This is a genomic window from Corynebacterium minutissimum, from assembly GCF_016889765.1.
GTDB lineage: Bacteria > Actinomycetota > Actinomycetes > Mycobacteriales > Mycobacteriaceae > Corynebacterium > Corynebacterium minutissimum_B.
Map to the genome: position 1 here is coordinate 168,357 of NZ_CP069533.1, position 22,192 is coordinate 190,548.

The window sequence follows — 22,192 nt, forward strand, 5'->3', positions numbered from 1 at the left end:
CTTGTTCATACAGGGCTGTGCACATTTTTCGTGTGAAACGAGGATTGTCACAAGGTGTGGCAACCACGCACACCTCCAAAGGCATTTACTCAATAAGATTTAGGACTGCCGACATAGCTCGTTCACTTTCTGGCCACCTAGGTTTCTTACGCTATCCAAGTTCCCGCCGGCTCGTGGTGGGTACCGCTCTATCTTTTATTACTTCATTGAGCCTGCGATTTACCTCGCTAGGCTCTGTTCTCAGAAAGGAACGACGTTTTGAGCACCGCCACACCCACGATGCCGGACCTCGAGACCGTAAACGGCAAGAACAGGGATTGGATCTGGCACCTGTTCTTCGGCGTTCTCACCGCCGGAACTCTCATCTTCTTTATTATCTGGGGCAACGGCGAGGTTGCCGAGGGCGCCAACCGCATCCTTTTGGTCACCGCCATCGTCTTCGCCCTCTTCATGGCCTTCAACATCGGTGGCAATGACGTAGCCAACTCCTTCGGTACCTCCGTAGGTGCCGGCACCTTGTCCATGAAGCAGGCCTTGGCCGTGGCAGCCGTCTTCGAGGTCTCCGGCGCTATTCTCGCCGGTGGTGAGGTCACGGATACCGTACGATCCGGCATCGTTGATCTAGACGCCATCGACGGTTTGGACCCAATGGAGTTCGTGTACATCATGATGTCCTCGCTCCTCGGTGCAGCCATCTGGCTTCTCGTCGCCACCCGCATGGGCTGGCCAGTGTCGACGACTCACTCCATCGTCGGCGGTATCGTCGGCGCTGCGCTTACCGTTGGCTTCATCACCGGCAAGGGCGGTATGGACATGGTTCAGTGGGGCGGCATCGGCACCATCGCCTTCTCGTGGGTTCTCTCCCCGGTCCTCGGCGGTATCGCAGCCTTTCTGCTGTTCAAGTGGATTAAGAGCTCCATCCTCGTCTACAACGAGGCAGCTGATGAGCGTCTGCGCGAAATCAAGACCCGCCGCGCAGAGCTGCGCAAGGAGCACAAGACTCGCTTCGAGCGCATGAACGAACTGCAGCAGATTTCCTACACCAACGCCATGGCTCGTGACGCAGCACTGACGTCCGAGGATGATTACGACCCCGATGCTCTAGAGTCCGAGTACTACCGCGACCTGCACGAAATCAACAAGGACTTGGATGATGTTCACGCGCACAAGGCCCTAGAAAATTGGGTCCCGCTGCTCGCTGCTCTGGGCGCCATCATCATTTCCGCGATGGTGCTGTTCAAGGGCCTCAAGCACACCGGTGTCGACTTCACAACCCTGCAGAACCTCCTCGTCATGGGCATGGTCGGCGCGGCAGTCTGGATGGCCGTGTTCATTTTCGCTCGTTCCCTGAAGAACAAGTCCCTGTCCCGTTCGACCTTCCTCCTCTTCTCCTGGATGCAGGTGTTTACCGCGTCCGCCTTCGCGTTCTCCCACGGTTCGAACGATATCGCTAACGCTATTGGCCCGTTTGCCGCAGTCTTTGACGTGATGCAAACCAACCAAATTTCGGACGAGGTGTCCGTACCGCTACCTGTCATGATTGCCATGGGCATTGCCCTGGTTTCCGGTTTGTGGTTCATTGGCCGCTTCGTTATCCAGACTGTCGGTTCCGGACTGACCAAGATGCACCCATCCTCAGGTTTCGCCGCCGAGCTGGCAGCTGCCGCCGTGGTCATGGCCGCGTCTTTGCTGGGTCTGCCGGTCTCCTCCACGCACATCCTCATTGGTGCTGTGTTGGGCGTGGGCATTGTCAACCGTGCCGCCAACTGGAATCTGATGAAGCCCATCGCCCTGGCGTGGGTCATCACCCTGCCGGCCGCTGCGGCTATCGCCGCCGTGACCGTCTCCATCCTGCGCGTGGTCTTCTAAGCTACCGCTTTTTCCGCACACCGCCGCGAATCCTCACGGATTCTCGCGGCGGTGTCGCCGTTTTCGAGCCGTCCCACCCACACCGCTGTCCGTACACTGGGGATCCATGAGCGAGAACTCCTTGACGCGCTTCTTTGCGGCCTTCAACGACATTGAACAGTTCCTGCGCCAAACCATTGGCGCGAAGAATTCAGATTCCTTTTGGTGGATGGTCGTTCGCGCCCACGACAAACACCTCCTCAGCAAACGCCAAGCGGAGCAACTCAAGGATATTTCCGCCCTGCGCAACGCCATCGCGCATGGCCGCTACTACGGCGATGAGCCCATTGCTACCCCACACCCACAGGTCGTCAACCAACTGGAAAACCTTCAGCGCCTGCTCACTGACCCGCCCACCGCGCTATCGCTTCTACCCCACAACGAGGTGACCATTCTAGATCCAGATGCGGACATCCTCGACGCCCTTGCTCTCATCAACCAGACCGGATACTCACAAATCCCCATCTATGACTCAGGTACGTTTACTGCGCTGCTGACTACCAATGCCATCGCGCGGTGGGTAGCGGCGGATTTGGGAGAAGATGGGGCAATTAGTGCGGCGTCGGTAAGCGCAGTGCTCGCCATGACAGAACGCAAAGACCGCGCCGAGTTCCTTCCTCGCACCGCCACGGCCCAAGAGGTCGTCGATGTTCTCACCGAACCGACCAAGGACGGCACGCACCCAAGCGCGGTTCTCTTTACTGAACACGGCAAGCTTTCGCAGCGCCCAGTAGGCATCGCCACACCTGCGGACTTGGCCGTGCTTGTCGACGCCCTCGAGTGGGAATAATCCCTCACCCCACCCTTGTTGTCATGCCACAGAAAGGAGTTGGCATGCAATTCGGAATCTTTAGCATGGGTGACGTCACACAAGTCCCCATCCGCCTCGCCGAGGATTACGCTTTCCTCCAGCACCAGGCTGGCGGGCGCAGTGATCTTTTCTATGGCCATGGCCGGGCAGACCAGGCGATTGTGGGCCTGGGTGGGCAGGTCTTTATTGGCTGCACGGAGCAGGACGCCAAGGACTTCTTCCGCCCCTACTTCGACAACGCCCCAGTCAATGGTCACGGACCTTCGCTGGAAGAGTTCACTGCGCAGACCCTGCTGACGGTGGGCACGGTAGAACAGGTGGTTCCGGAGCTGCGCCGCCGCTTTGAGCAGCGCCGCCCGGATCATGTACCTTCTGATCCGCCGACGCACGGCGCGCTCGCTTCCTACGCGCCGCATGCACTGATCAGCCCAGGAGAGGAGAAATAGGTGCGTTCATTGGTTGTCGTCACGGCAGGTTTGTCCTCACCTTCTACGACGCGCGCGCTTGCCGACGCCCTCTCCGCCGCCACCTCCTCCCAAGTCACCGCCCGCGGCGAGGGCGTGGACGTGACGGTGGTGGAGGTGCGTGAGCTGGCCGGAGAATTAGCTGACTCGATGACCAACTGGGGCTCGCCTACTCCCCACCTCGAGGCGGCACAATCCGCAGTAATGCAGGCAGATGGTCTCATCGCCGTGAGCCCCGTCTTCCAAGGCAGCTATTCAGGCCTGTTCAAGATGTTCTTCGATACGTTGGAGCCGCACGCTCTCAACGGTCTGCCTACCCTCATCGCTGCGACGGGCGGCTCCAGCCGGCATGCGCTGGTGTTGGACTACGCCCTGCGCCCACTCCTCAATTATCTGCACGCCACGGTGGTGCCGACTGGCGTTTTTCACGCCACGGAGGACTACGGCACTGCGGAAGGTGCGCGCACCGAGCAACGCATTAAACGGGCCGCGCGCGAGTTAGCCGACTTAATGGTTCGCCCCCGCGACCGTGTCGCTGGCCTGGCAGGTCCGCTGGGTGAGAAATCCCGGGCAGAAACCGGCACCGACACAGCGTCCGGGAGTGACTCCGATCCGACGGGATTCCGCGCGCTCCTGGCTGACCACAACGGCCAACCGGGCTAAGCAGTCGGCCACGGTACTCGGTACTATCGTGAATCGATACTTATTGAAAGCCACCTAAGGAGGTCTCCATGACTATTAGCGTGACCGATATTTTCTCTATTGGAATCGGCCCCTCCTCCTCACACACTGTGGGCCCCATGCGTGCCGCGAAGGCCTTTCTCGAAACACTCGATCAGCACCCGGCGAAGGTCCACACAGTGCTACGCGGTTCCCTTTCCGCTACCGGCCGCGGCCACGCCACCGACCGCGCCGTCATCCTCGGTTTGGCTGGCTGGGAACCGCTCAGCGTACCGCTCGACGCCGAACCACGCGCCGACGCCTTCATCCCTACTGAAGGCACCGTCGCTGGACCCACAGGTGGAGTGCAGTACAGCATCGAATTCAACAACGAGCCGGTACCCGAGCACCCGAACTGCCTCATCTTTACAGCCTGGGACGACAACGGCTCGGTTCTTGCAGAGAACGCAGAATACTTCTCCGTCGGCGGCGGCTTCATCCTGTCCCGCGAAGAATTCGATGCCCAGCTTAAGACGGACACCGGTGTGCCCGCAGGCGTCGCCGCGGCTTCCGCCGAGGACACGGTTCCCTATGAGTTCCAGTCCGGCGAGCACCTGCTGCATCTGTGTGAAGCCCATGACAAGGCCATTTGGGAGATCGTTGCTGCCAACGAGGCTGTTCTCCACCGCGACGAGGGCGGGTTGGATTACGTCTACGAGCATCTCGACCTCGTCTGGGACATCATGCGCCAATGCGTGACCGAGGGGATCTCCACCAAGGGAATTTTGCCTGGTGGCCTGCGCGTCAACCGCCGTGCGCCGCGTATATATCAACAGCTTTTGGCCAAGCAGGACGATGAATCCTGCGGTTTTTCCGCGATGGAATGGGTCAACCTCTACGCGCTCGCTGTCAACGAGCAAAACGCCGCCGGGGGCCGCGTCATCACCGCCCCGACCAACGGCGCCTGCGGCATTATCCCAGCTGTGTTGCACTACGCCCGCGACTTCCAGCCCGACTTTACCCGCGCTGATGCCCGCCGCTACCTGCTCACCGCGGGGGCTATCGGCATCATCATTAAGTCCAATGCCTCCATCTCCGGCGCAGAAGTCGGCTGTCAGGGCGAGGTCGGTTCCGCGTCCTCCATGGCGGCGGCCGGCATGGCCGAGCTCCTTGGCGCAACCCCGGCACAGGTAGAGAATGCCGCCGAAATCGCGCTTGAGCATAACCTCGGCTTGACCTGCGACCCAGTCGGCGGCCTCGTGCAGATTCCCTGCATCGAACGCAACGCCATTGGCGCGGTCAAGGCCATCAACGCCGCGCGTCTCGCCCGCATGGGTGAAGGCACGCACTACGTCACCCTCGACAACGCTGTGCACACCATGGCCGAGACCGGCCGCGACATGCTCTCCAAGTACAAGGAGACCTCGCTCGGAGGCTTGGCCAAGACGATGGGTTTCACTGTCTCCCAGGTGGAGTGTTAAACCAACTCACGCAGCTGCTTGACGACGTCCCCCACTGGCACGTCGCGCTGCTCATGCGCGGCCAAGTCCTTGAGGGCCACGGTGCCAGCCTCGAGCTCCTGGTCTCCGAGGACAAGGGCGAAGCGTGCGTTGGCGCGGTCCGCACCTTTCATCGCGCCCTTCAGGCCGCGGTCGCCGAAGGACATGTCAGCGGAGATGCCTGCCTTACGCAGGTCATTGATGATGACGGCCATCTTCTGCTTGGCCGCCGCACCCATGGCCACCCCGTAGACGGCCACGCGCTCGTCGACGCCCTCCAGCGAAATCCCCTCAGCCTCAAGCGCTAGCACCGTGCGGTCGACGCCGAGGCCGTAGCCAATGCCCGACAGCTCCTGACCGCCCAGCTGTGCCATGAGCCCGTCGTAGCGGCCGCCACCGCCGATTCCCGACTGCGCACCCAAACCATCGTGCACGAACTCGAAGCACGTCTTGGTGTAGTAATCCAGGCCGCGCACCATCCGCGGGTTAATAGTGTAGGCAACGCCCATATCATCGAGCAGGCCCGTCACCGTCTCAAAGTGCTCACGGCACTCGGAATTGAGGTGGTCAAGCATGAGGGGGGCGTCGACAAGCTGCTCTTGGACCTCGGGGCGCTTGTCATCGAGCACGCGCAGTGGATTGAGCTCCGCCCGCGCCTTGGTTTCATCATCCAGGTCCAGCTTGAAAAGGAAGTCCTGCAGTTTCTCGCGGTAAGCCGGGCGGCACTCGTGGTCACCCAAGCTGGTCAGCTCCAAGCGGAACTGGCTCAAGCCCAAGCTGCGGTAGGACCGATCCGCCAGCGCAATAATTTCCGCATCCAAGGTGGGATCATCCACGCCGATAGCCTCCACACCCACCTGCTGTAGCTGGCGGTAGCGGCCGGCCTGCGGGCGCTCATAGCGAAAGAAGGGGCCAAAGTAATTGAGCTTTACCGGAAGCTGGCCACGATCTAGGTTGTGCTCGATGACCGCGCGCATGACACCTGCCGTTCCTTCTGGGCGCAGGGTGACGGAACGGTCTCCGCGGTCAGCAAAGGTGTACATCTCCTTCGAGACCACGTCCGTGGATTCGCCCACGCCGCGGGCAAACAAGGACGTGTCCTCGAAGACGGGGAGCTCGATGTGCTGGAAGCCGGACAGGTGGGCCTGATGCACGAAGGTCTCACGCACCTTGGCAAAGGTGGCCGATTGCGGCGGGACGTAGTCCGGCACGCCCTTGGGCGCGGACAGGGCTTTGAACTGCTTCTTATCACTCACGCCCTTTAGAGTACATCCCCCGCCGCGATGAGAAACGGATTGGTCGCGCGCTCACGACGCATCGTCGACGTCGGCCCATGGCCAGGGAGTATTGCCAGCGAATCATCGAGTCCCCACACCGGCCCGCGCAACGAACGCTGCATCGCCGCAGGATCTGAGTGCGGCAAGTCCGTGCGGCCAATCGAGCCTTTAAAGAGAACATCACCGGTCAGTGCAACCTCGTCGCCCACCAGCATGATGCATCCAGGCGAGTGCCCTGGTGCGTGGACAAGGCTGAAGTCCAGGCCAGCCAAGGTCAGCGTCTCACCGCCAATAAGGTCGCGGCGCTCGGCGACCTGCTTCATCGAAGCGCAGTCGAACAGCACTTGGGATTGGGGGGATACCCCGGAGCCGTCGACAAGCATGAAGGCGTCATCCGGGTGGATGTACACCGGCAGATCGAATTCTGCTGCATCCCTCGTGTGGTCAATGTGACCATGGGTAAGAACGACGGCCTCATACTCTAGGCCCTTCTCCCCCGCCAGCTGCACGAGGCGATCGTGGGTATGCATGCCAGGGTCCACGATGAAGGCTCGGGAGCCATGGGACACCACGTACGTGTTGGTCTTGTATGGGCCCGCGGCGAAGCCGAATACTTCCGGGGTCGTCATCTACTTTAGAGCAGCCAACGCGGCGTCATAGTCCGGTTCGGTGGTGACCTCCGGAACGAGCTCGGTGTAGACCACGTTGTGCTCCTCATCGGTCACGATGACCGCGCGAGCAAACAGCCCCTTGAGCGGGGAGCCTTCCAAAACCAACCCGAGCTTGTCAGCAAAGTCAGAACGGAAATCCGACGCGCTCACCACGTTCTCGATGCCTTCAGCCGCGCAGAAACGCTCCTGAGCAAAGGGCAGGTCGCGGGAGACAGACAGGACTACGGTGTTGTCCAAACCGGCAGCCTTCTCGTTGAAGGTACGCAGCTGCGCCGCACACACACCCGTGTCCAGGGACGGGAAACACGAGACCACCAAGCGCTTGCCAGCGAAGTCAGCCTTGGAGACCTCTTCCAAGTCAGTGCCAACGAGGGTGAAATCTGGCAGAGGCTCGCTGACCTTCGGCAGCGCCCCATTGGTCTGAGTAGGTTCGTTCTTAAAATTAACAGTAGTCATGGCACCCAAGGGTACTGACAGGTGGGGCGGCGCGCCATGAAGAACGCTCGTGAGGTTAAGATGAGTAAGTCGAAAAATCAGACCCCTGTGGAGGAAACAACGGTGCCTACCAACAGCCAGCGCCTAGATGATGCGCTCAACCAGCTCGATCGCGAGCTGAAGTCCCGCGACCGCAAGCAAAAGACCCGCCCGTTGGGCGTTGTGTTTGCTGCGGCCGTAGTCATTATCGCCCTCGTCGGCGGAATCTGGTTCCTTGCCACGCGTACGGGTGATGAGGAAGAGATCCAAGCGCAGGAGACCTCGGCTGCTGAAACTACATCTGAGGCCCCTACTGCTGAGGCGCTGACCGGCAAGCGCGAGAAGCCGCTCGACGAAACCGTGACCTGTGAATACCCGGAAGCTGGCGATGCTTCCCGCGAGGTCGCCATCCCGAAGGGCAAGAACATTCCGGCCAAGGGCGAGGTCACCGTTAACTTTGCTACCAAGCAAGGCGACATTGAGATGACCCTCGATCGTTCCCTGGCTCCCTGTACTGTCAACGCTATTACGGACATGATTTCGGCTGAGTACTACGACGACACCGTGTGCCACCGCATGACCGATGGTGGAATCTTTGTCCTGCAGTGTGGCGACCCGACCGGCCAGGGTTCTGGCGGCCCTGGTTTCCAGTTCGCCAACGAGTACCCGACTGATGAGGCTGACGACGAAGCCCTCGGCAAGATGGCCCTCTACCCGAAGGGCTCCCTCGCCATGGCTAACGCTGGTCCAGATACCAACGGCTCCCAGTTCTTCATTAACTACAAGGACTCTGAGTTGCCACCTGCCTACACGTACTTCGGTAACCTCACCGCCAAGGGCCAGAAGACTATCGACGCCATTGCTGCAAAGGGCGTCAAGGATGGCGCCGGAGACGGCCAACCGGCTGAAGAGGTTCGCATCACCAAGGCCACCATCGAAAGCTAGCCTTTACCCCCGATACGGTGATTAACCCCCGCTCCCAGGTTGTGAGCGGGGGTTCTCCTTTGTTAAAGGCAGTATCATTTCTCTTCTGAGAATTTCTTAGCCTTGAGCTGTTCCTTTACCTCGCATTAACCTAAGCTGTTCCGGGCCCAATTGGAAAGCCCAGCTCACATCATGCGGGCAGTTGATTCACAGGGTGAAGAACTTTTTGACAAATCTCTTGCATATCAACTCTAGTCTCAGTAGCATCTGTGAGGTCTTTGAAATTCCCGAGATATAAAAGGAACGAGAATGAAGTTCTTCTCCCGTAAGGCCCTCGTAGCCGCCGCTACCGCAGCTACCGTTTCCCTGGCTGGCGTGTCCGTTGCTTCCGCTGAGACCACCACCGAGGAGACCAACTCCACCGCTACCGAGAACACCACCTCCGAGGACAACACCACCTCCGAGGACGACACGATCACTATCTCCGACAACGAGTCCGAGGACAACAAGAAGGACGAGTCCAAGGAGAACGACTCCAAGGAGAACGAGTCCGAGGACAACAAGAAGGACGAGTCTTCCTCTTCCTCCGAGGATGAGGGTTCCTCCATCTCTGAGATGGAGCCGAAGGAGATCCGCGACTGGATCGCCGTTTTCACCGCCATCATCGGCGCCCTCGGCACTGTCTTTGCGTTCTACACCAAGTACTTCGGCCCGAAGGCCAAGTAGTTTCTTCCTCCCGCTCGATAAAGATAGGACACTCCATCATGAAGTTCTTCTCCCGTAAGTCCATCGTTGCTGCTGCTACCGCTGCAACCATCGCTTTCTCCGGCACCGCTGTTGCCACCGCTGCTCCGGCTGAGCAGGACGGTTCCTCCGCAGCTTTCTTCGCTCTTTCCTCCGACGACGAGGGCAACGTAAGCCCGAAGGAGATCCGCGAGTGGATCAAGGTCCTGACCTCCATCATTGGCGCCATGGATGATGCAATGCGTCTCGGCGACAAGCTGGCTGGCAAGTAAGGCCTTAAGCCTTTAATCCCCCCCCGCTGCGCGCGGGGGATTTTTTTCGTTTTCGAGTTGCGGGGTTGGTGGGCCTGTTTTAAGCTTCGTGGCCATGGGGGTATTAGAAACCTACTTCCACTACCGCAACTCGGGGATCGCGCTAGTGGAACAAGCATCCAGCTCACCCGATGAGCTCCGCGCGCTCGGCGCCGACCCAGCCGACGCCACAGAACTCGCCCACCTTCACCGCACCTACTTCGGGCAAACTCGCTTCACCGGCAAACAACGCAAAGCACGCGCCTACGCGGTGGCACAACAACATAGCCTTAGCATTCTCACCCTGATCGAGTCCTACACCGCACGCGTGAAAAAAGACCTCGATGCCTGGAACCTACGCATCAAGCTTGCCAGCACCCCCGCCCACAAAATCCGCCAGGTCGCCACCAAGCGTTTGAAGGAGCTTCGTGCCAAACGTGTGGCTAAACCCGGGGTACGCTTCACCTACCGCTCTAAGGGACCCAACTCCATCACCATCACCGACACCCCCACCGTCATCGCCGACATCAGAGGCACCCTAGAATCCGTTAATAAAACAAACCTGCTTGATGCTGCCCGCACCGTCATTGTCACCGGTGGTATTGGCACCAAACCTGCCGTACATGCTCAAGTCGTTGTCACCCTCAACGAGCTTGACCAAATTATTAATGGGGATGGGGAGGAAATAGAACTTAACCTCACCAACGGCGCACGCATGACCGGCGCAGACTTTTTGGCCTACAAGTTTGCTGAGATTGGCTACGCCACCCTCATCCACCCTTTAGAGGGACCGGTTAACTCTTATAGGATTCAGCGGCATGCCAGCTGGAAACAACGCATCAGCCTGGCAGCTGAATTCCAAACCTGCTCTAGGCCCGGCTGCAACAAACCCGCTGATTACTGCGAAGTCCACCACCTCATCCCCTGGCAGGCCGGAGGTTTTACCAACCTCAAGAACCTCACCTTTCTGTGCGCCTACCACAACGGAATTAACGACGATGACCCCAAACGCCCCACCGGGCGTGGCTACATGTTCCGGCTCAATACCGGGGTGAGCTACATCCCACCCTGGGGTGTGCCGATCACCGCCATGCCTGAATACCAAGAAGCCACAACCAGACTCGCCGCCGAACAAACAACAGGACAAGCCACAGGCCAACCACCCGACCCGCCGCCAGGAACAGGCCAGCCGCCCGACCCGCCGGGTGCAAGCTGAAGCTTCGCGCCCGCGCCGCAACGATGAACCCCGCCGACCACACCACGGTCAGCGGGCACACCGGCGATCCTGCACCTAAACAGGCAAATGCAGAGACGACGAAACCCGCCAACCAGAAGAAGGTTGACGGGTGAGTCGGCGTTGTCGGAAGCTGTCCTAGTTTTTGGAGCCGTCTTCCTCGACTTCTTCGATGCGCTCGGAACCGAGTACGTCTTTGAATACAGAGGCGTCGACGAGCTGGCCTCGTCGAATGACTGAAATGTGTCCTGTGGGTTCCAGGATCATCAGCTGTACGTCGTTGCGGCGGCCAAGCCCGGCTTTGCGCACCGCCGAATTAACGTCTCGCTCCGTGATGTGGGCGAAGACCATGTTGTCTTCCTGCAGTTCCCCCTTATAGACCAGTAGAACAGGGCGACGGTCAATGAACTTTGACCATGTGACGAACTGCCGGAAAGTGCCGAAAGCCGCTTCGAGCAGCATGAGGGTGAAAAGGCCGATGATGCCAGCCGCAAGTGTCGGCGGGTTACCGATAATCACGCGGCCAGCGACCGCGCCGAACATAATAATGATCACTGCATCCGACGCCGTCATCGATGTGAGCACACGGCTGCCAAAGAGCTTGACCAAAATCATGAATGCTAGGTAGATGCCGAGGGTCGCGAACATCACCACGGGTATGCGGTGAGGTTCGATACCGAGCTGGTACATCGCTTCGCGTCCAAAAAGCCTCAAGGTCTCCACGACGCTCTACCTTACCTTTTCCTGTCAATTGCCCATGGAAAAAGCCCACACCAAAAGTGAGCTGCTCCCCATTAGTTGGACTGAAAAATCAGTTACTGACTAGTGGGGAGCAGTTCACAGTGTGGGCTTTAAAAAGAACTCTGAACTAGATGTTGAACTGCTTGCGCAGCTGCTCAATCATCTGCTGAATCGGGGCCGGAAGTGCAGTGGCAGCGAAGCCCACGGTAGCCAGGGCGGTCGCGATAGCAGCTGCAACAGCGGCGGTGATGCCCAGTCCCAGGCCTAGGCCGAAGGAAGAACCATCGAACTTGGAGCTGGTGTCCTTGGACGGCTTCGGGTCAACGGTCGGCTCAGTCGTCGGCGCCGGGGTCTCAGACGGCTTGTCCTCAGACTTGCCCTCCAGGGTGATCGGAAGAACAGCCTCGGTGCCGGCATCGGTGGTGATGGTCAGCTTCTGGTCGCCCTCGAGGCCCTCCGGAAGAGTGAGCTTGACGGTCGCGCGGCCGCGCTCACCGAAGCTCTTGTCGCCTTCCTGAGCAGCGTTGTCGATGTCAGCCTCAACCTTTGCATCACCGAGAGCAACGGTAACCTTCTTCGCCTGCGGCTCCTCCTCATTGGAGTAGTTGAGGGAGGACAGGTCGATGGTGATTTCCTCGCCAGCCTTCAGCTCACCGGAAATGTGGGCACCAATCTGGCCCTGGCCGGTGCGCACCTTCGACTCGCCAGAAGCGATGTAGTCAATCATGGCCTGGGTATCCATGTAACCGACGTCGTTACGGTTCTTGATGGAACCCGGCACGAAGAAACCGTCACCGCCTTCCTCAGTATCGCTCGAAGCAAGGAAGGAAGACAGAGCAACGCTGTAGTTCTTCTTCGGGTCGATAGGCTCGCCGTCGATAGTGACAGACTTGACGCGCTTGCCCTGCTCAGCCTTCTGGTCATAGACCACGGAAACATTGCTGGACAGGCCCAAAGCCAGGCGCGGGCGGGACTGACCCGGCTTCCACTGATTCTCCAGAGCCTTGATGAAGTCTTCACCGCTAACCTCAGCCGTGATGACGGAGTTGCCGAAAGGCTGGACGGCGAAGATGTCCTTGTAGGTGACGTCGCCTTCCTTGAGGTCAGCGCGAACACCACCGGCATTCATGACGCCAAGGTCGATTTCCTTGTTGGTCTGCTTCGACATAGCGTAGCGCTGACCATCAGCAATGAAGTTGTTGAGGGTGGACTCCACGCCGCGGTTGGTACCAGTATCTTCACCATCGTTAGAACCGCGGTACATTGCCTTTTCAGTGGTGCCAGCGGTCTTGGAGCCCTCTTCGTCAGCTACCTTCTTGGCCTCGGCGACAACAGAGGCAACCTCTGCATCATCCTTCAGCCCCTGGAGAAGTTCAAAGGTCTCTGCATCCGCAACGTCGTACTGGGTGAGATCGACCTTGGTGATCTTCTTCTCAGCCTTGTCGAAGGTGATGTCGGCGTCGTTAAGCACCTTGCCGTACTCGTAGCCCTGTGCCCAGTACAGCGGCAGTGCGCCCTCACGGGCGACCTCGCCCTGGGTCTTCACGTGGGTGTCGCCGCCGAAAAGCAGGTCGACGTCCTTGTTGAAGTCCTCTGCAAACTGCTGTGCGTCCTCGTGCATGAGTGCGACAACAACGTCGGCCTCGCCGGATTCCTTCAGACGGGTGGCTTCCTCATTCGTAGCCTTAACTGGGTCGGTGAACTCAATGCCCGGAATGGCGGCGGCGGATACCTTGAACTTGGTGTTCTCAGTGACGGTGCCGACGAAGCCGATCTTCACGCCATCGACTTCCTTCACGAAGGAAGGCTTGAGGAGAGGCTTGCCGTCTTTGGTCACGTTCGCACCGATAATCGGGAACTCAGACTCCTTGACGATGCGGTCCATCAGGTCCTCAGTGCCCTTGTCGAACTCGTGGTTACCCACGGCAGTGACATCGAGGTTCATGGTGTTGAGGGCCTTGTTGGTGTACTTATCCTCAGAAATAGCCGATACGAAAGCGGAGCCGCCCACGTTGTCACCGGAGGACGTCAGAGCGTACTCCTGGTCTTTGTTGACGTACTTGATGAGGGCAGCCATGCGGGCAGCGCCCATCTCGGTGTAACCGCTCAATTCCTTAGTGTCCTTGTCAAACTTCTCAGCCAGCTCGAGGTGGCCGTGGAAGTCAGTGAAGTTGGTGACGGAAATGGTCACCTGGTCGGCCTCAGCGGCGAACGCAGGCGCGCCAGAGACGGCAACGGCGGTAACGGTGGTGGCGGCCAGTAGCTGACCAAAACGACGGAAATTCACGAGAGTCTCCTGGGTATGAGAGGAATCTTACTCTCGTGTTTATAACGCATCGGTCACAACAACGCAGTGCTTCCCGACGCCTCCACCAGCCCCTTCACTCAACATTCATCCACGCGTTACCCAGGGGACAGCAAGGGTTTAAGCTCGACCCCCTGACGGGGGTAGAGACCTATGCGGTTACGCGGTAAACGTCAAAGACGCCTTCGGTATTGCGCAGCGTGGTCATGAGCTGGCCGAGCTGCTTGGTATCAGAAACGGAGAAGGTAAAGCGAACGGTGGCGATATGGTCGTCGCCCCGGTTTGAGGTCATGGACAACACGTTAAGGCTCTGCTCACTAAAGATGCGGGTGAGCTCGAACAGCAGACCTTGACGGTCGAGGGCCTCGAGCTGAAGAGTGGCGGAGAAAGCTCCCGAAGACTTGGGGCCGCCTGCCCACTCCACCGTCATCATGCGTTCCGGCTCGGACTTGAGCTTTTCGGCGTTCGTGCAATCGGCGCGATGGACGGAGACTCCCCCGCCGCGGGTAACAAAGCCGAAGATGGCGTCGCCCGGGACAGGCTGGCAGCACTTAGCCAGCTTCGCCATGACATCCGGGCTGCCTTCTACGAGGATGCCCGTACCCGTGGCGGAGTCCTTGGTGTGCTGTGCGCGGGAGTTCTCAATCTCGCTGAGCGGAGTGCGGGAAGCCAAGGCATCAACGGCATCGTCCTGGTCGCCGAAGAGCGCCATGAGCTGATTGGCCACGTGCTGCGCAGAGACATGCCCGGCACCAATCGCGGTGTAGAGCGCATCGACGTCTGGGTAGTGCAACTGCTCAGCTACCTGCTTCATAGAGCTAGCAGTAAACAGGCGGTGCATGGGCAGGCCCCCACGCTGGACCTCTGCTGCGAGTGCGTCACGGCCGGCCTCGAGGTGCTCCTCGCGGCGTTCTTTGGCAAACCACTGTCGGACCTTCGTTTTCGCACGCGGGGAGACGAGGAAATCTTGCCAGTCGCGTGACGGGCCCGCATTCGGGTCCTTGGAGGTAAAAATCTCTACTTTGTCACCGGATTTGAGCTCGGATTCGAGGGCAACCAGTTTGCCATTGACTTTAGCGCCGATACACCTGTGCCCCACCTCCGTGTGCACCGCGTAGGCGAAGTCAACGGGAGTGGAACCGGCCGGAAGATTTACCACGTCGCCCTTGGGGGTAAAGGCAAAAATTTGCTTGGCGGTCAGGTCATAGCGCAGCGAGTCGAGGAACTCGTTGGGGTCGGCGGCTTCCTTCTGCCAATCAAGCAGCTGACGCATCCACGCCATCTGGTCCACTTCTTCTTGGTGGCCGGAGTTCTTCCCTTTGGTTTCTTTGTAGCGCCAGTGCGCTGCCACACCGAACTCAGCGTTGTAGTGCATTTCATGCGTGCGCACCTGGACTTCCAGAGTGGAGCCGCCTGCTGCAATCACCGTGGTGTGTAGTGACTGATACACGCCGAAGCGCGGTGAGGAAATATAGTCCTTGAAGCGTCCCGGAAGCGCCTGGTAAAGCGAGTGGACAACACCGATGGCGGCATAGCAGGAATTAATATCGTCGACCAAGATGCGGATACCCACGAGGTCGAAGATCTCAGCAAAGTCACGGCCGCGCACGATCATCTTCTGGTAAATCGACCAGTAATGCTTCGGGCGGCCCATGACCTCGGCCTCAATGCCGTTATCCTTGAGTGCTTGGCCTACCTGAGCCCTGATTTCTTTGAGCGCACGATCCCGCGAAGGGGCACGGTCCGCCACCATGCGGACAATCTCGTCATACTTCTTGGGATACAGGATGGCGAAAGCGAGATCTTCCAGCTCCCATTTCACGCTCGCCATACCCAGGCGGTGAGCCAAAGGCGCAATGACGTCTAGGGTTTGGCGCGCCTTCTTGGCCTGCTTCTCCGGCGGAAGAAAGCGCATAGTGCGCATGTTATGGAGACGATCGCACACCTTGATGACGAGCACCCGAGGGTCCGTGGCCATCGCGACAATCATTTTACGAATCGTCTCTGCCTCCGCGGCCGCGCCGAGGGCAACTTTGTCGAGTTTCGTGACACCGTCGACAAGCCTGGCGACCTCCGGGCCAAAGTCCCGAGTGAGATCCTCCAAGGAGTAATCCGTGTCCTCCACGGTGTCGTGGAGCAGCGCCGCGGCCACCGTGGTGGTATCCATGCCGATCTCCGCAGCAATCGTTGCCACGGCCAACGGGTGGGTGATGTAAGGCTCCCCAGACTTGCGGAATACGCCCTCATGCAAGCGCTCGGCCGTCCGATAGGCATTGTTGAGAAGCTCAGCATCCGCCTTCGGGTGAAACTCCCGGTGAATCGACATCAACGGGTCCAGCGCCGGATTGATCTTGACCCGTCCGCCGGTCAACGACCGCGCTAGACGTGCGGACATACCGCGCACGCCGCTTGGCCGCCATACAGCCTTGTCCTGCTTTTCAGTCATGTATGCCTCCGCACAGTAGCTTAGGCATACAAGCTTAGTCCGCAGCCCCCATTTGGTTCAGCACAACCAAGGGTGTTCCTTCGAGGCGTTGGCGTCCCTGCAGCCCATTGACTTCAAGCACAACGACGTTGCCCGCAACCTCTGCCCCTGCGGCTTCAAGAAGCAGCTTGGCGCCGTATAAGGTGCCGCCGGTGGCGAGGACGTCGTCGACAAGCACGATGCGCTTGCCTTTAATGTCAATACCACTATCCGGAATCTCCAGGGCCGCTGAACCGTACTCCAGCTCATACTCCTGAGTGAGCACCGGCGGCGGCAACTTGCCCTTCTTGCGGATAGCCAAGATTCCCATCTCGAGCTTGTATGCCACGGCAGAACCAAGCAAGAAGCCACGTGCATCCAATCCGCCGACCATGTCGGCGCCGAGCTCTTTGCAGGCTTCCGCCAAGCCATCGACCACGGCAGTAAAAGACGCAGCGTCCGCCAGAACCGGGGTTAGATCCTCGAAGAGGATGCCTTCCTCCGGGAAGTCTTGGACCAGGCGAACCTTGTCTTTTAAGGCTTGTGCTGCTGCGGCGTAAATCTCGCTCACGACTCTTCCTTTGCTTCGGTTTCTTGGTTACGGGTATCACTCCAGCGATCGAGATTCCACCCGATGCCGGCAGGGCCAGTGTAGGGCACCACGCCCGTGACAGCGCGGTCAACGATGAAACTCCGGGGCTGTGCAGATACCGGGATCGACGGCAGGTCCTCCCAAAGCTGTTGCTCCAGCTCGCGCAACGCACGAGAGTTCTTCACGCTGGAAGTTGGGGCGGAGTATTCACGAAGCGGGTCCACAGGCCCTAAATAGACATCGATGCCAGCAAGCCCCGTGGTGGGGTCAGCGGCAAGATTCGCTCGGGTGACGCGATCTCCGGAGCGATCCTCGATGGTGATTCCGGAGGGCTCGCACACAGCACGCAATTCCTCCAGCATGGCCTCGTAGCGTGGATTGGGCGCCAAGTACCCCACGCCGATGGTCGTGCCTGCCAGGCCGCTTGCTACCGCTGGCTCAATGGGCACCCTGCTTATCGACGCCATCTGCGCCGCCACCGGATCATCGTGCGGTACGGTGCGAACATGGACCGCGGGAACCTCCACGCCAGACTGGCGACTGGCGGCATCCGCCAAACGCTCGGTGTCCACGCAAGCAGCGAAAGCCTGACGAGCCCACGGCTGGGAAAAGAGTCCAGCGTCGGAGAAAGTGAAGGTATCGGTAAGGGTCCCGACTACCGGGGTGACGTCGAAGGGATTACCTTCGGCATTGCGGTCCAACCAGGAAGGTTCCTTGAGGTGGGATTCGGCAACGCGCAGTTCTTCGGACTCGACAAGCGCGGAAGCGTCAGTAGTATCGGGCCAGACCACGACCTCGTCGAGTTCCGGCTTGTCGCCATAGTAGGAGTCATTGGCCTTCAACACGATGGCGCCCGAGTCTTCCACGCGGTCAATGACGTAAGGGCCAAAGGATACCTGCAGCTCGGGGTCAAAGTGTCCGGGTTCGGTGGAAAAACCTTCGCGCCAGGTCTGGGCCACGTCCTCAAGCATCGACGGATCCTGGGCGTGCAATGCTGCGTTGAGTTCCTCCACGCTCATCCCCGAGCGGTGCGCAATCGCATGTGCAGGAAGAACGGTGCCGGGGCCAAAAAGATAACGCCAGCGCGAACCAGAATCAGGGTTGAACCATACCGTGAACTCCTTTGACTCCGGCGCGCACTCCATCGCGGCGATATCCGCTACCAAGGGCAGGTGGGACTCAAAGGTTTGGCTGAGTAGGCCCGCGGTGTACGACAACAAAAAATCGTCGCAGGTGACCGGAATACCATCAGCAAATTTCGCCTGGTCCGTGATCTTAAAATCTACGTGCGCACCTGGGTGCTCTGCATCCGAGGGGTAATACTCAGCGTGGATCAGATCCGAGTTCGGGACCATTTGTCCGGCGGGCCCAGGGACGTACATCGCCGGATACATACGGCTAGCAATCTGCGGGGCGCCCGTAGCATCACCCCATGGCGTTGCCGCGTTCGTGCTGGCTAGGCGCGCATCGGTGAGAAGGCCGAAGGAGGGGGTTGGGGGGACGTCGTCAAGCGCGGCGTCCCGGTCTTCCCCGCATGCGGAGGCGGTTACCGCTACTGCCAGCAGTGCCGCCCCAAGTGAGCGACGCATGATTTAGCGCCCGGGGCGCCACGAGACGCCGCCAGACTCCTCAGTACGGGGCTGCGATGCCGCTGCTGGCGACGCCACGGTGCGAAGAGGTTTCTCCCCGGAAGCGTCAGAGACGCGCGAGCCCTCCGCGCGGTAGGCTGCGACAACCTCGTTGTGCTTCTTCACGCTCTTCCGCTTGTTGGCCAGGGTCACCAGCAAGGTCGTTGCAAAGAAGATGGAGGAGAAAATGCCCTCGATGACACCAATGAACTGAATCAGCGCGAGGTCGCGCAACGTACCGATACCCATCAACCAGATAGCGACGATGAAAAGTGCGATGATGGGCAGCGCGGAAATCACGGACGTCGAGATTGAGCGCATCACCGTCTGGTTAATGGCCAGGTTGGTGAGCTCGGAATAGGTCTTAGAGCGCTGGCCTTCGAGGCCGGTTGTATTCTCATCCACCTTGTCAAAGACGATGACGGAGTCATAGAGGGAGAAGGTCAGCACGGTCAGCAGACCAATGATGACCGCCGGGGAGACCTCGAAACCAAAGAGAGCGTAAATACCGGCGATAAAGACACCGTCAAAGATGAGCGCGAGAATAGCGGCAAAAGCCATATCGCGCTGCAAGCGCACAGCCACGTAGATGGTCGCCACGACGAAAAAGACGAGCATGGCAATGATCATGCGCTGGGTAATCGATGAGCCCCAGGATTCCGAAACAGTGGAGGAACCAATTGCATCGGGGCTAGGCGTGCCGTTCTCATCTTCGACCTGGAATTTTTCAAAGATGGCTTGGCGCGCCTGGTTCACCTCTTCTGCGGAGAGGCGCTCCGAAGTGACCTCGAGGGTCTCGGAGGAACCCGCGCCGACAATCTGGACCAGCTCTGGCTCGATGCCAGTGGCTTCGGTGAAGGTCTCTTCAACCTGCTCGGTGGTGAGGTCACCTGCCGGCATGGTGAGCTTGGTCCCGCCCTCGAAGTCGAGGGACAGGGTAAAGCCGCGGATGGCAATCGCCAGAATCGAGGCGATGAGTAAGACACCAGCGATGGTGTACCAGGTCTTGGAGCGACCAACGAAATCGAATCCGCCCTCGTCCTCGTAGAGGCGGTCCATGCGGGAAATCTTGCGGGTGGTGGTATCGACAGCCATGGTTTATTTCTCCTCGTCCGTAGCAGTCGCAATTGGCTTGGCGACGCTCCCCTGAGCATCCGCAGCGCTAGTTTCGTCCTTGTCCGCCTTCTTGGCGTAGTAGCCACGCTCCCGGCGTTCCTCCACCAGGTTGTAGATGCCGCCCAGGCCATTCATGGAGGGCTTCGCATAAACCGGGCGGCGGCCGACGATCTGCATGATCGGCGCCATGACCAGGAAGGACACGAGGAGGTCGAAGACGGTGGTCAGACCCATCGTAAAGGCGAAGCCCTTAACCTCGCCGATAGCCAGGAAGTAGACCACGACCGCACCGATGAGCGTTACGGCATTACCGGTAACAATCGTCGAGCGCGAACGCTCCCACGCGGTACGGGTAGCGGAACGGAACGTGCGGCCTTCCAGCAACTCATCCTTGATGCGTTCGTAGTAGACCACGAAGGAGTCGGCCGTTGCACCAATACCGATAACCAGACCAGCCATGCCGGATAGATCCAGGGAGTAACCAATCCAGCGGCCCAGGAGCACCAAGGCGCCGTAGGTCAGCACGCCGGTAACGACAAGCAGGAAGAGCGACACCCAGGACAGCGCGCGGAAGTAGTAGATGGCATAGGCCGCCACGAGAATGAAGCCGACGATGCCAGCGATCAGGGCCGCCTTGAGTGCGGCCTTGCCGAGTGAGGGCGGCACGGTTTCGACCGTTCCGCCGGGCTCACCATTGGCACCGGTAAAGGACAGTGGCAGCGCACCGTAGCGCAGGTTGTTCGCGAGACTCTGGGCTTCCTCCTGGCTGAAGTCACCAGTAATGGAAGTAGCTGAGCCCACCGGGGTGGGGCCCTGAATAACCGGAGCAGAAATCACAGCGGAGTCTAGAGTAATGGCGATCTGCTTGTGCAGGTTCTCCTGAGTCAGGGTGGCCCAGGTTTGGGAACCGTTAGGGCCAGTACCCGTCTTGAAGGCAAAGCCGATCTCCATCTGACCGGTCTGCGGGTTCAGACCACCAGTAATAGGTGCGTCCGTATCAATCTCGTTACCGGTCAGGCGGGTGCCGTTGGGATCCGTGATGCCGTCGAGAAGCGGGGCGGGGTTCAACAGGTAGGGCTGCTGATTAGAGTAGTCACAGGCCACGAGCGGCTTGGCCGGGTCATCGGTTCCAGCCAGCGGGTCCGTCTCGGCGTCACAGGACATCAGGCCCAGCGCCGCAGTCTGCGCGGTGGGGTCCTCCGACTGACGGTCCTTGAGGAGCACGTCGTTGACCTTTTCGCGGCGCTCGGTCTCCTCGACGGAGTTTGCCGGCTCCGGCAGCGGCTTCTCAGTCACGGTAGGAGCCTTGGACTTCTTATCGTCCTTTTTCTTAGCGTCCTCGCCCTCTGCGGCAGGGTCGTTTGCGGAGTTGAGTGCCTCGTGGATGGACGCCAGCGCCTCATTGGCATGCTCCGGGGTAGAAATGCCGTACTTGACCCAGCGATTGGCCATGTCCGTCATCGTCTTCTCCAGCTTCCCCAGGTCCGGCATCGGCTGCTCGCCTACCGGACGGAAGAGAAGTTGGGAGGTCTGGCCCACTGCCTGGGCTTGGGAGGCATCCTCACCCGGCACGGTAATGACCAAGGTGGAGCCGTTAATCACGACCTCAGAGCCGGAAACACCCATGCCGTTCACGCGCTGCTCCAAAATGGTGCGCGCTTGCTGCAGCTGCTCTTGGGTTGGTTCCTCACCCTGGGGCACCAAAGTCACTCGGGTACCGCCCTGCAGGTCAATACCCAACTTAGGTGTGGCCGACTTGTTGCCGGTCAAGAAGATGAGGGCATAAATCACGATGACAATGAGCGCGAAGAGCGCCAGCGCGCGCTTGGGCCATTGCCGTTGGCTGGTGTTGACACCACCACGTTTCGATGCGGACACAAAGATCTCCTGTGTTGTGAGGAACAGGGCTAAAACTCAAAGGTCATGGCGTTGATGCACGGGGGTCACCCGGCGCCATGACTAAAGCACAGTCCATCATCGTACGTCATGGATTGCTGTTTTCCTTAACAGGCTTAAGGTGAGCCGCCTGCGATGTGACCAGAGCAACTAAATTTAGAGCTTGGGAAAGCGCTCGTCATTGTCGTCGTCGGCCGTCGTATCGGCCTCCGCTACTCCATCGGCGACATCGGCAGAACGCACAATCGCCATGGTGTCGAAGGTCATGACGGTGCCGTCCTTGACACGCACATCAATCTGCTCGCCATGCTTCGCGACGACCGTCCCGTGCAGGCCGCCTGCAGTAACGATGTTCTGACCGGGGGTCAGGGAAGACTGCAGCTCCTTCATCTGGTTTTGCCGCTTGCGCTGTGCGCGCATGGTCATGAAGCTCGGCAAGATGACGAGGACAGCGAGGACGAGAAGAAGAACTACTTGGGTACCATTCATAAGTG

19 protein-coding genes and 1 pseudogene are annotated in these 22,192 nt (G+C 59.5%); 9 read left to right on the forward strand and 11 right to left on the reverse strand.

What is annotated here, in order from left to right; translation table 11 throughout:
- Positions 1-279 precede the first annotated feature (279 nt).
- From I6J26_RS00770 to I6J26_RS00790, 5 genes and pseudogenes are all read left to right on the forward strand, one after another.
- Positions 280-1,869 carry an inorganic phosphate transporter gene (locus tag I6J26_RS00770; protein ID WP_181815453.1) on the forward strand — a complete coding sequence of 530 codons (1,590 nt, stop codon included), beginning with the start codon at positions 280-282 and terminating at the stop codon, positions 1,867-1,869.
- 106 nt (positions 1,870-1,975) lie between these two features.
- Entirely contained in the window at positions 1,976-2,698 is a 723-nt protein-coding gene (locus I6J26_RS00775) for a CBS domain-containing protein (protein ID WP_115022342.1), read from the forward strand.
- Between the two features lie 152 nt (positions 2,699-2,850).
- Positions 2,851-3,165, forward strand: a pseudogene (locus I6J26_RS00780) (5,10-methylene tetrahydromethanopterin reductase); the annotation flags it as partial.
- Entirely contained in the window at positions 3,166-3,846 is a 681-nt protein-coding gene (locus I6J26_RS00785; protein ID WP_115022345.1) for an FMN reductase, read from the forward strand. It abuts the pseudogene before it with no gap.
- A 68-nt stretch (positions 3,847-3,914) separates the two neighbouring features.
- Complete coding sequence (locus tag I6J26_RS00790; protein WP_115022347.1) at positions 3,915-5,324, forward strand: L-serine ammonia-lyase; 1,410 nt, start codon at positions 3,915-3,917, stop codon at positions 5,322-5,324.
- Here the strand turns inward: I6J26_RS00790 and hisS are convergent.
- Genes hisS through tpx form a run of 3 tightly spaced genes read right to left on the reverse strand, consistent with a single transcriptional unit; the run spans position 5,321 to position 7,746 of the window.
- Positions 5,321-6,598 carry a histidine--tRNA ligase gene (hisS, locus tag I6J26_RS00795; RefSeq protein WP_115022349.1) on the reverse strand — a complete coding sequence of 426 codons (1,278 nt, stop codon included), beginning with the start codon at positions 6,596-6,598 and terminating at the stop codon, positions 5,321-5,323. The two genes, I6J26_RS00790 and hisS, sit on opposite strands and share 4 nt — an antisense overlap.
- A 5-nt stretch (positions 6,599-6,603) precedes the next feature.
- On the reverse strand, positions 6,604-7,248 hold the full coding sequence (locus tag I6J26_RS00800; RefSeq protein ID WP_115022351.1) for an MBL fold metallo-hydrolase: 645 nt from the start codon (positions 7,246-7,248) through the stop codon (positions 6,604-6,606).
- Positions 7,249-7,746, reverse strand: coding sequence for a thiol peroxidase (gene tpx, locus I6J26_RS00805; protein WP_115022354.1), 498 nt, complete (start codon positions 7,744-7,746; stop codon positions 7,249-7,251).
- A gap of 102 nt (positions 7,747-7,848) precedes the next feature.
- Between tpx and I6J26_RS00810 the strand changes: the two genes are divergently transcribed.
- The 4 genes from I6J26_RS00810 to I6J26_RS00825 all read left to right on the forward strand — a co-directional run bounded on the left by I6J26_RS00810 (position 7,849) and on the right by I6J26_RS00825 (position 10,938).
- Entirely contained in the window at positions 7,849-8,709 is an 861-nt protein-coding gene (locus I6J26_RS00810; protein WP_115024365.1) for a peptidylprolyl isomerase, read from the forward strand.
- A gap of 288 nt (positions 8,710-8,997) precedes the next feature.
- Positions 8,998-9,414: a hypothetical protein gene (locus tag I6J26_RS00815; protein ID WP_115022357.1), complete on the forward strand. Its 417-nt coding sequence runs from the start codon at positions 8,998-9,000 to the stop codon at positions 9,412-9,414.
- Positions 9,415-9,452: 38 nt separating this feature from the next.
- On the forward strand, positions 9,453-9,704 hold the full coding sequence (locus I6J26_RS00820) for a hypothetical protein (protein ID WP_039675689.1): 252 nt from the start codon (positions 9,453-9,455) through the stop codon (positions 9,702-9,704).
- 94 nt (positions 9,705-9,798) lie between these two features.
- Positions 9,799-10,938: an HNH endonuclease signature motif containing protein gene (locus tag I6J26_RS00825; protein ID WP_115022360.1), complete on the forward strand. Its 1,140-nt coding sequence runs from the start codon at positions 9,799-9,801 to the stop codon at positions 10,936-10,938.
- Between the two features lie 156 nt (positions 10,939-11,094).
- On the opposite strand, the gene I6J26_RS00830 is transcribed toward I6J26_RS00825, so the two are convergent.
- The 8 genes from I6J26_RS00830 to yajC form a co-directional block, all read right to left on the reverse strand.
- Entirely contained in the window at positions 11,095-11,646 is a 552-nt protein-coding gene (locus I6J26_RS00830; protein ID WP_181815454.1) for a DUF421 domain-containing protein, read from the reverse strand.
- A 178-nt stretch (positions 11,647-11,824) separates the two neighbouring features.
- Positions 11,825-13,984, reverse strand: coding sequence for a bifunctional metallophosphatase/5'-nucleotidase (locus I6J26_RS00835; protein WP_115022362.1), 2,160 nt, complete (start codon positions 13,982-13,984; stop codon positions 11,825-11,827).
- 169 nt (positions 13,985-14,153) lie between these two features.
- Positions 14,154-16,448, reverse strand: a complete 2,295-nt coding sequence (locus I6J26_RS00840) for a RelA/SpoT family protein (RefSeq protein WP_115022366.1) — start codon at positions 16,446-16,448, stop codon at positions 14,154-14,156.
- 34 nt (positions 16,449-16,482) lie between these two features.
- Positions 16,483-17,037 carry an adenine phosphoribosyltransferase gene (locus tag I6J26_RS00845; RefSeq protein ID WP_115022369.1) on the reverse strand — a complete coding sequence of 185 codons (555 nt, stop codon included), beginning with the start codon at positions 17,035-17,037 and terminating at the stop codon, positions 16,483-16,485.
- Positions 17,034-18,647, reverse strand: a complete 1,614-nt coding sequence (locus tag I6J26_RS00850) for an ABC transporter substrate-binding protein (protein ID WP_115022372.1) — start codon at positions 18,645-18,647, stop codon at positions 17,034-17,036. The genes I6J26_RS00845 and I6J26_RS00850 overlap by 4 nt, the downstream gene beginning before the upstream one ends.
- A gap of 3 nt (positions 18,648-18,650) precedes the next feature.
- Positions 18,651-19,781, reverse strand: a complete 1,131-nt coding sequence (secF, locus tag I6J26_RS00855; RefSeq protein ID WP_115022374.1) for a protein translocase subunit SecF — start codon at positions 19,779-19,781, stop codon at positions 18,651-18,653.
- Between the two features lie 3 nt (positions 19,782-19,784).
- Positions 19,785-21,680: a protein translocase subunit SecD gene (secD, locus tag I6J26_RS00860; RefSeq protein WP_115022376.1), complete on the reverse strand. Its 1,896-nt coding sequence runs from the start codon at positions 21,678-21,680 to the stop codon at positions 19,785-19,787.
- Between the two features lie 174 nt (positions 21,681-21,854).
- The gene (gene yajC, locus I6J26_RS00865; protein WP_115022379.1) at positions 21,855-22,187 is read right to left on the reverse strand and encodes a preprotein translocase subunit YajC; all 333 of its coding nucleotides are present in this window, start codon (positions 22,185-22,187) and stop codon (positions 21,855-21,857) included.
- Between the last annotated feature and the right edge of the window lie 5 nt (positions 22,188-22,192).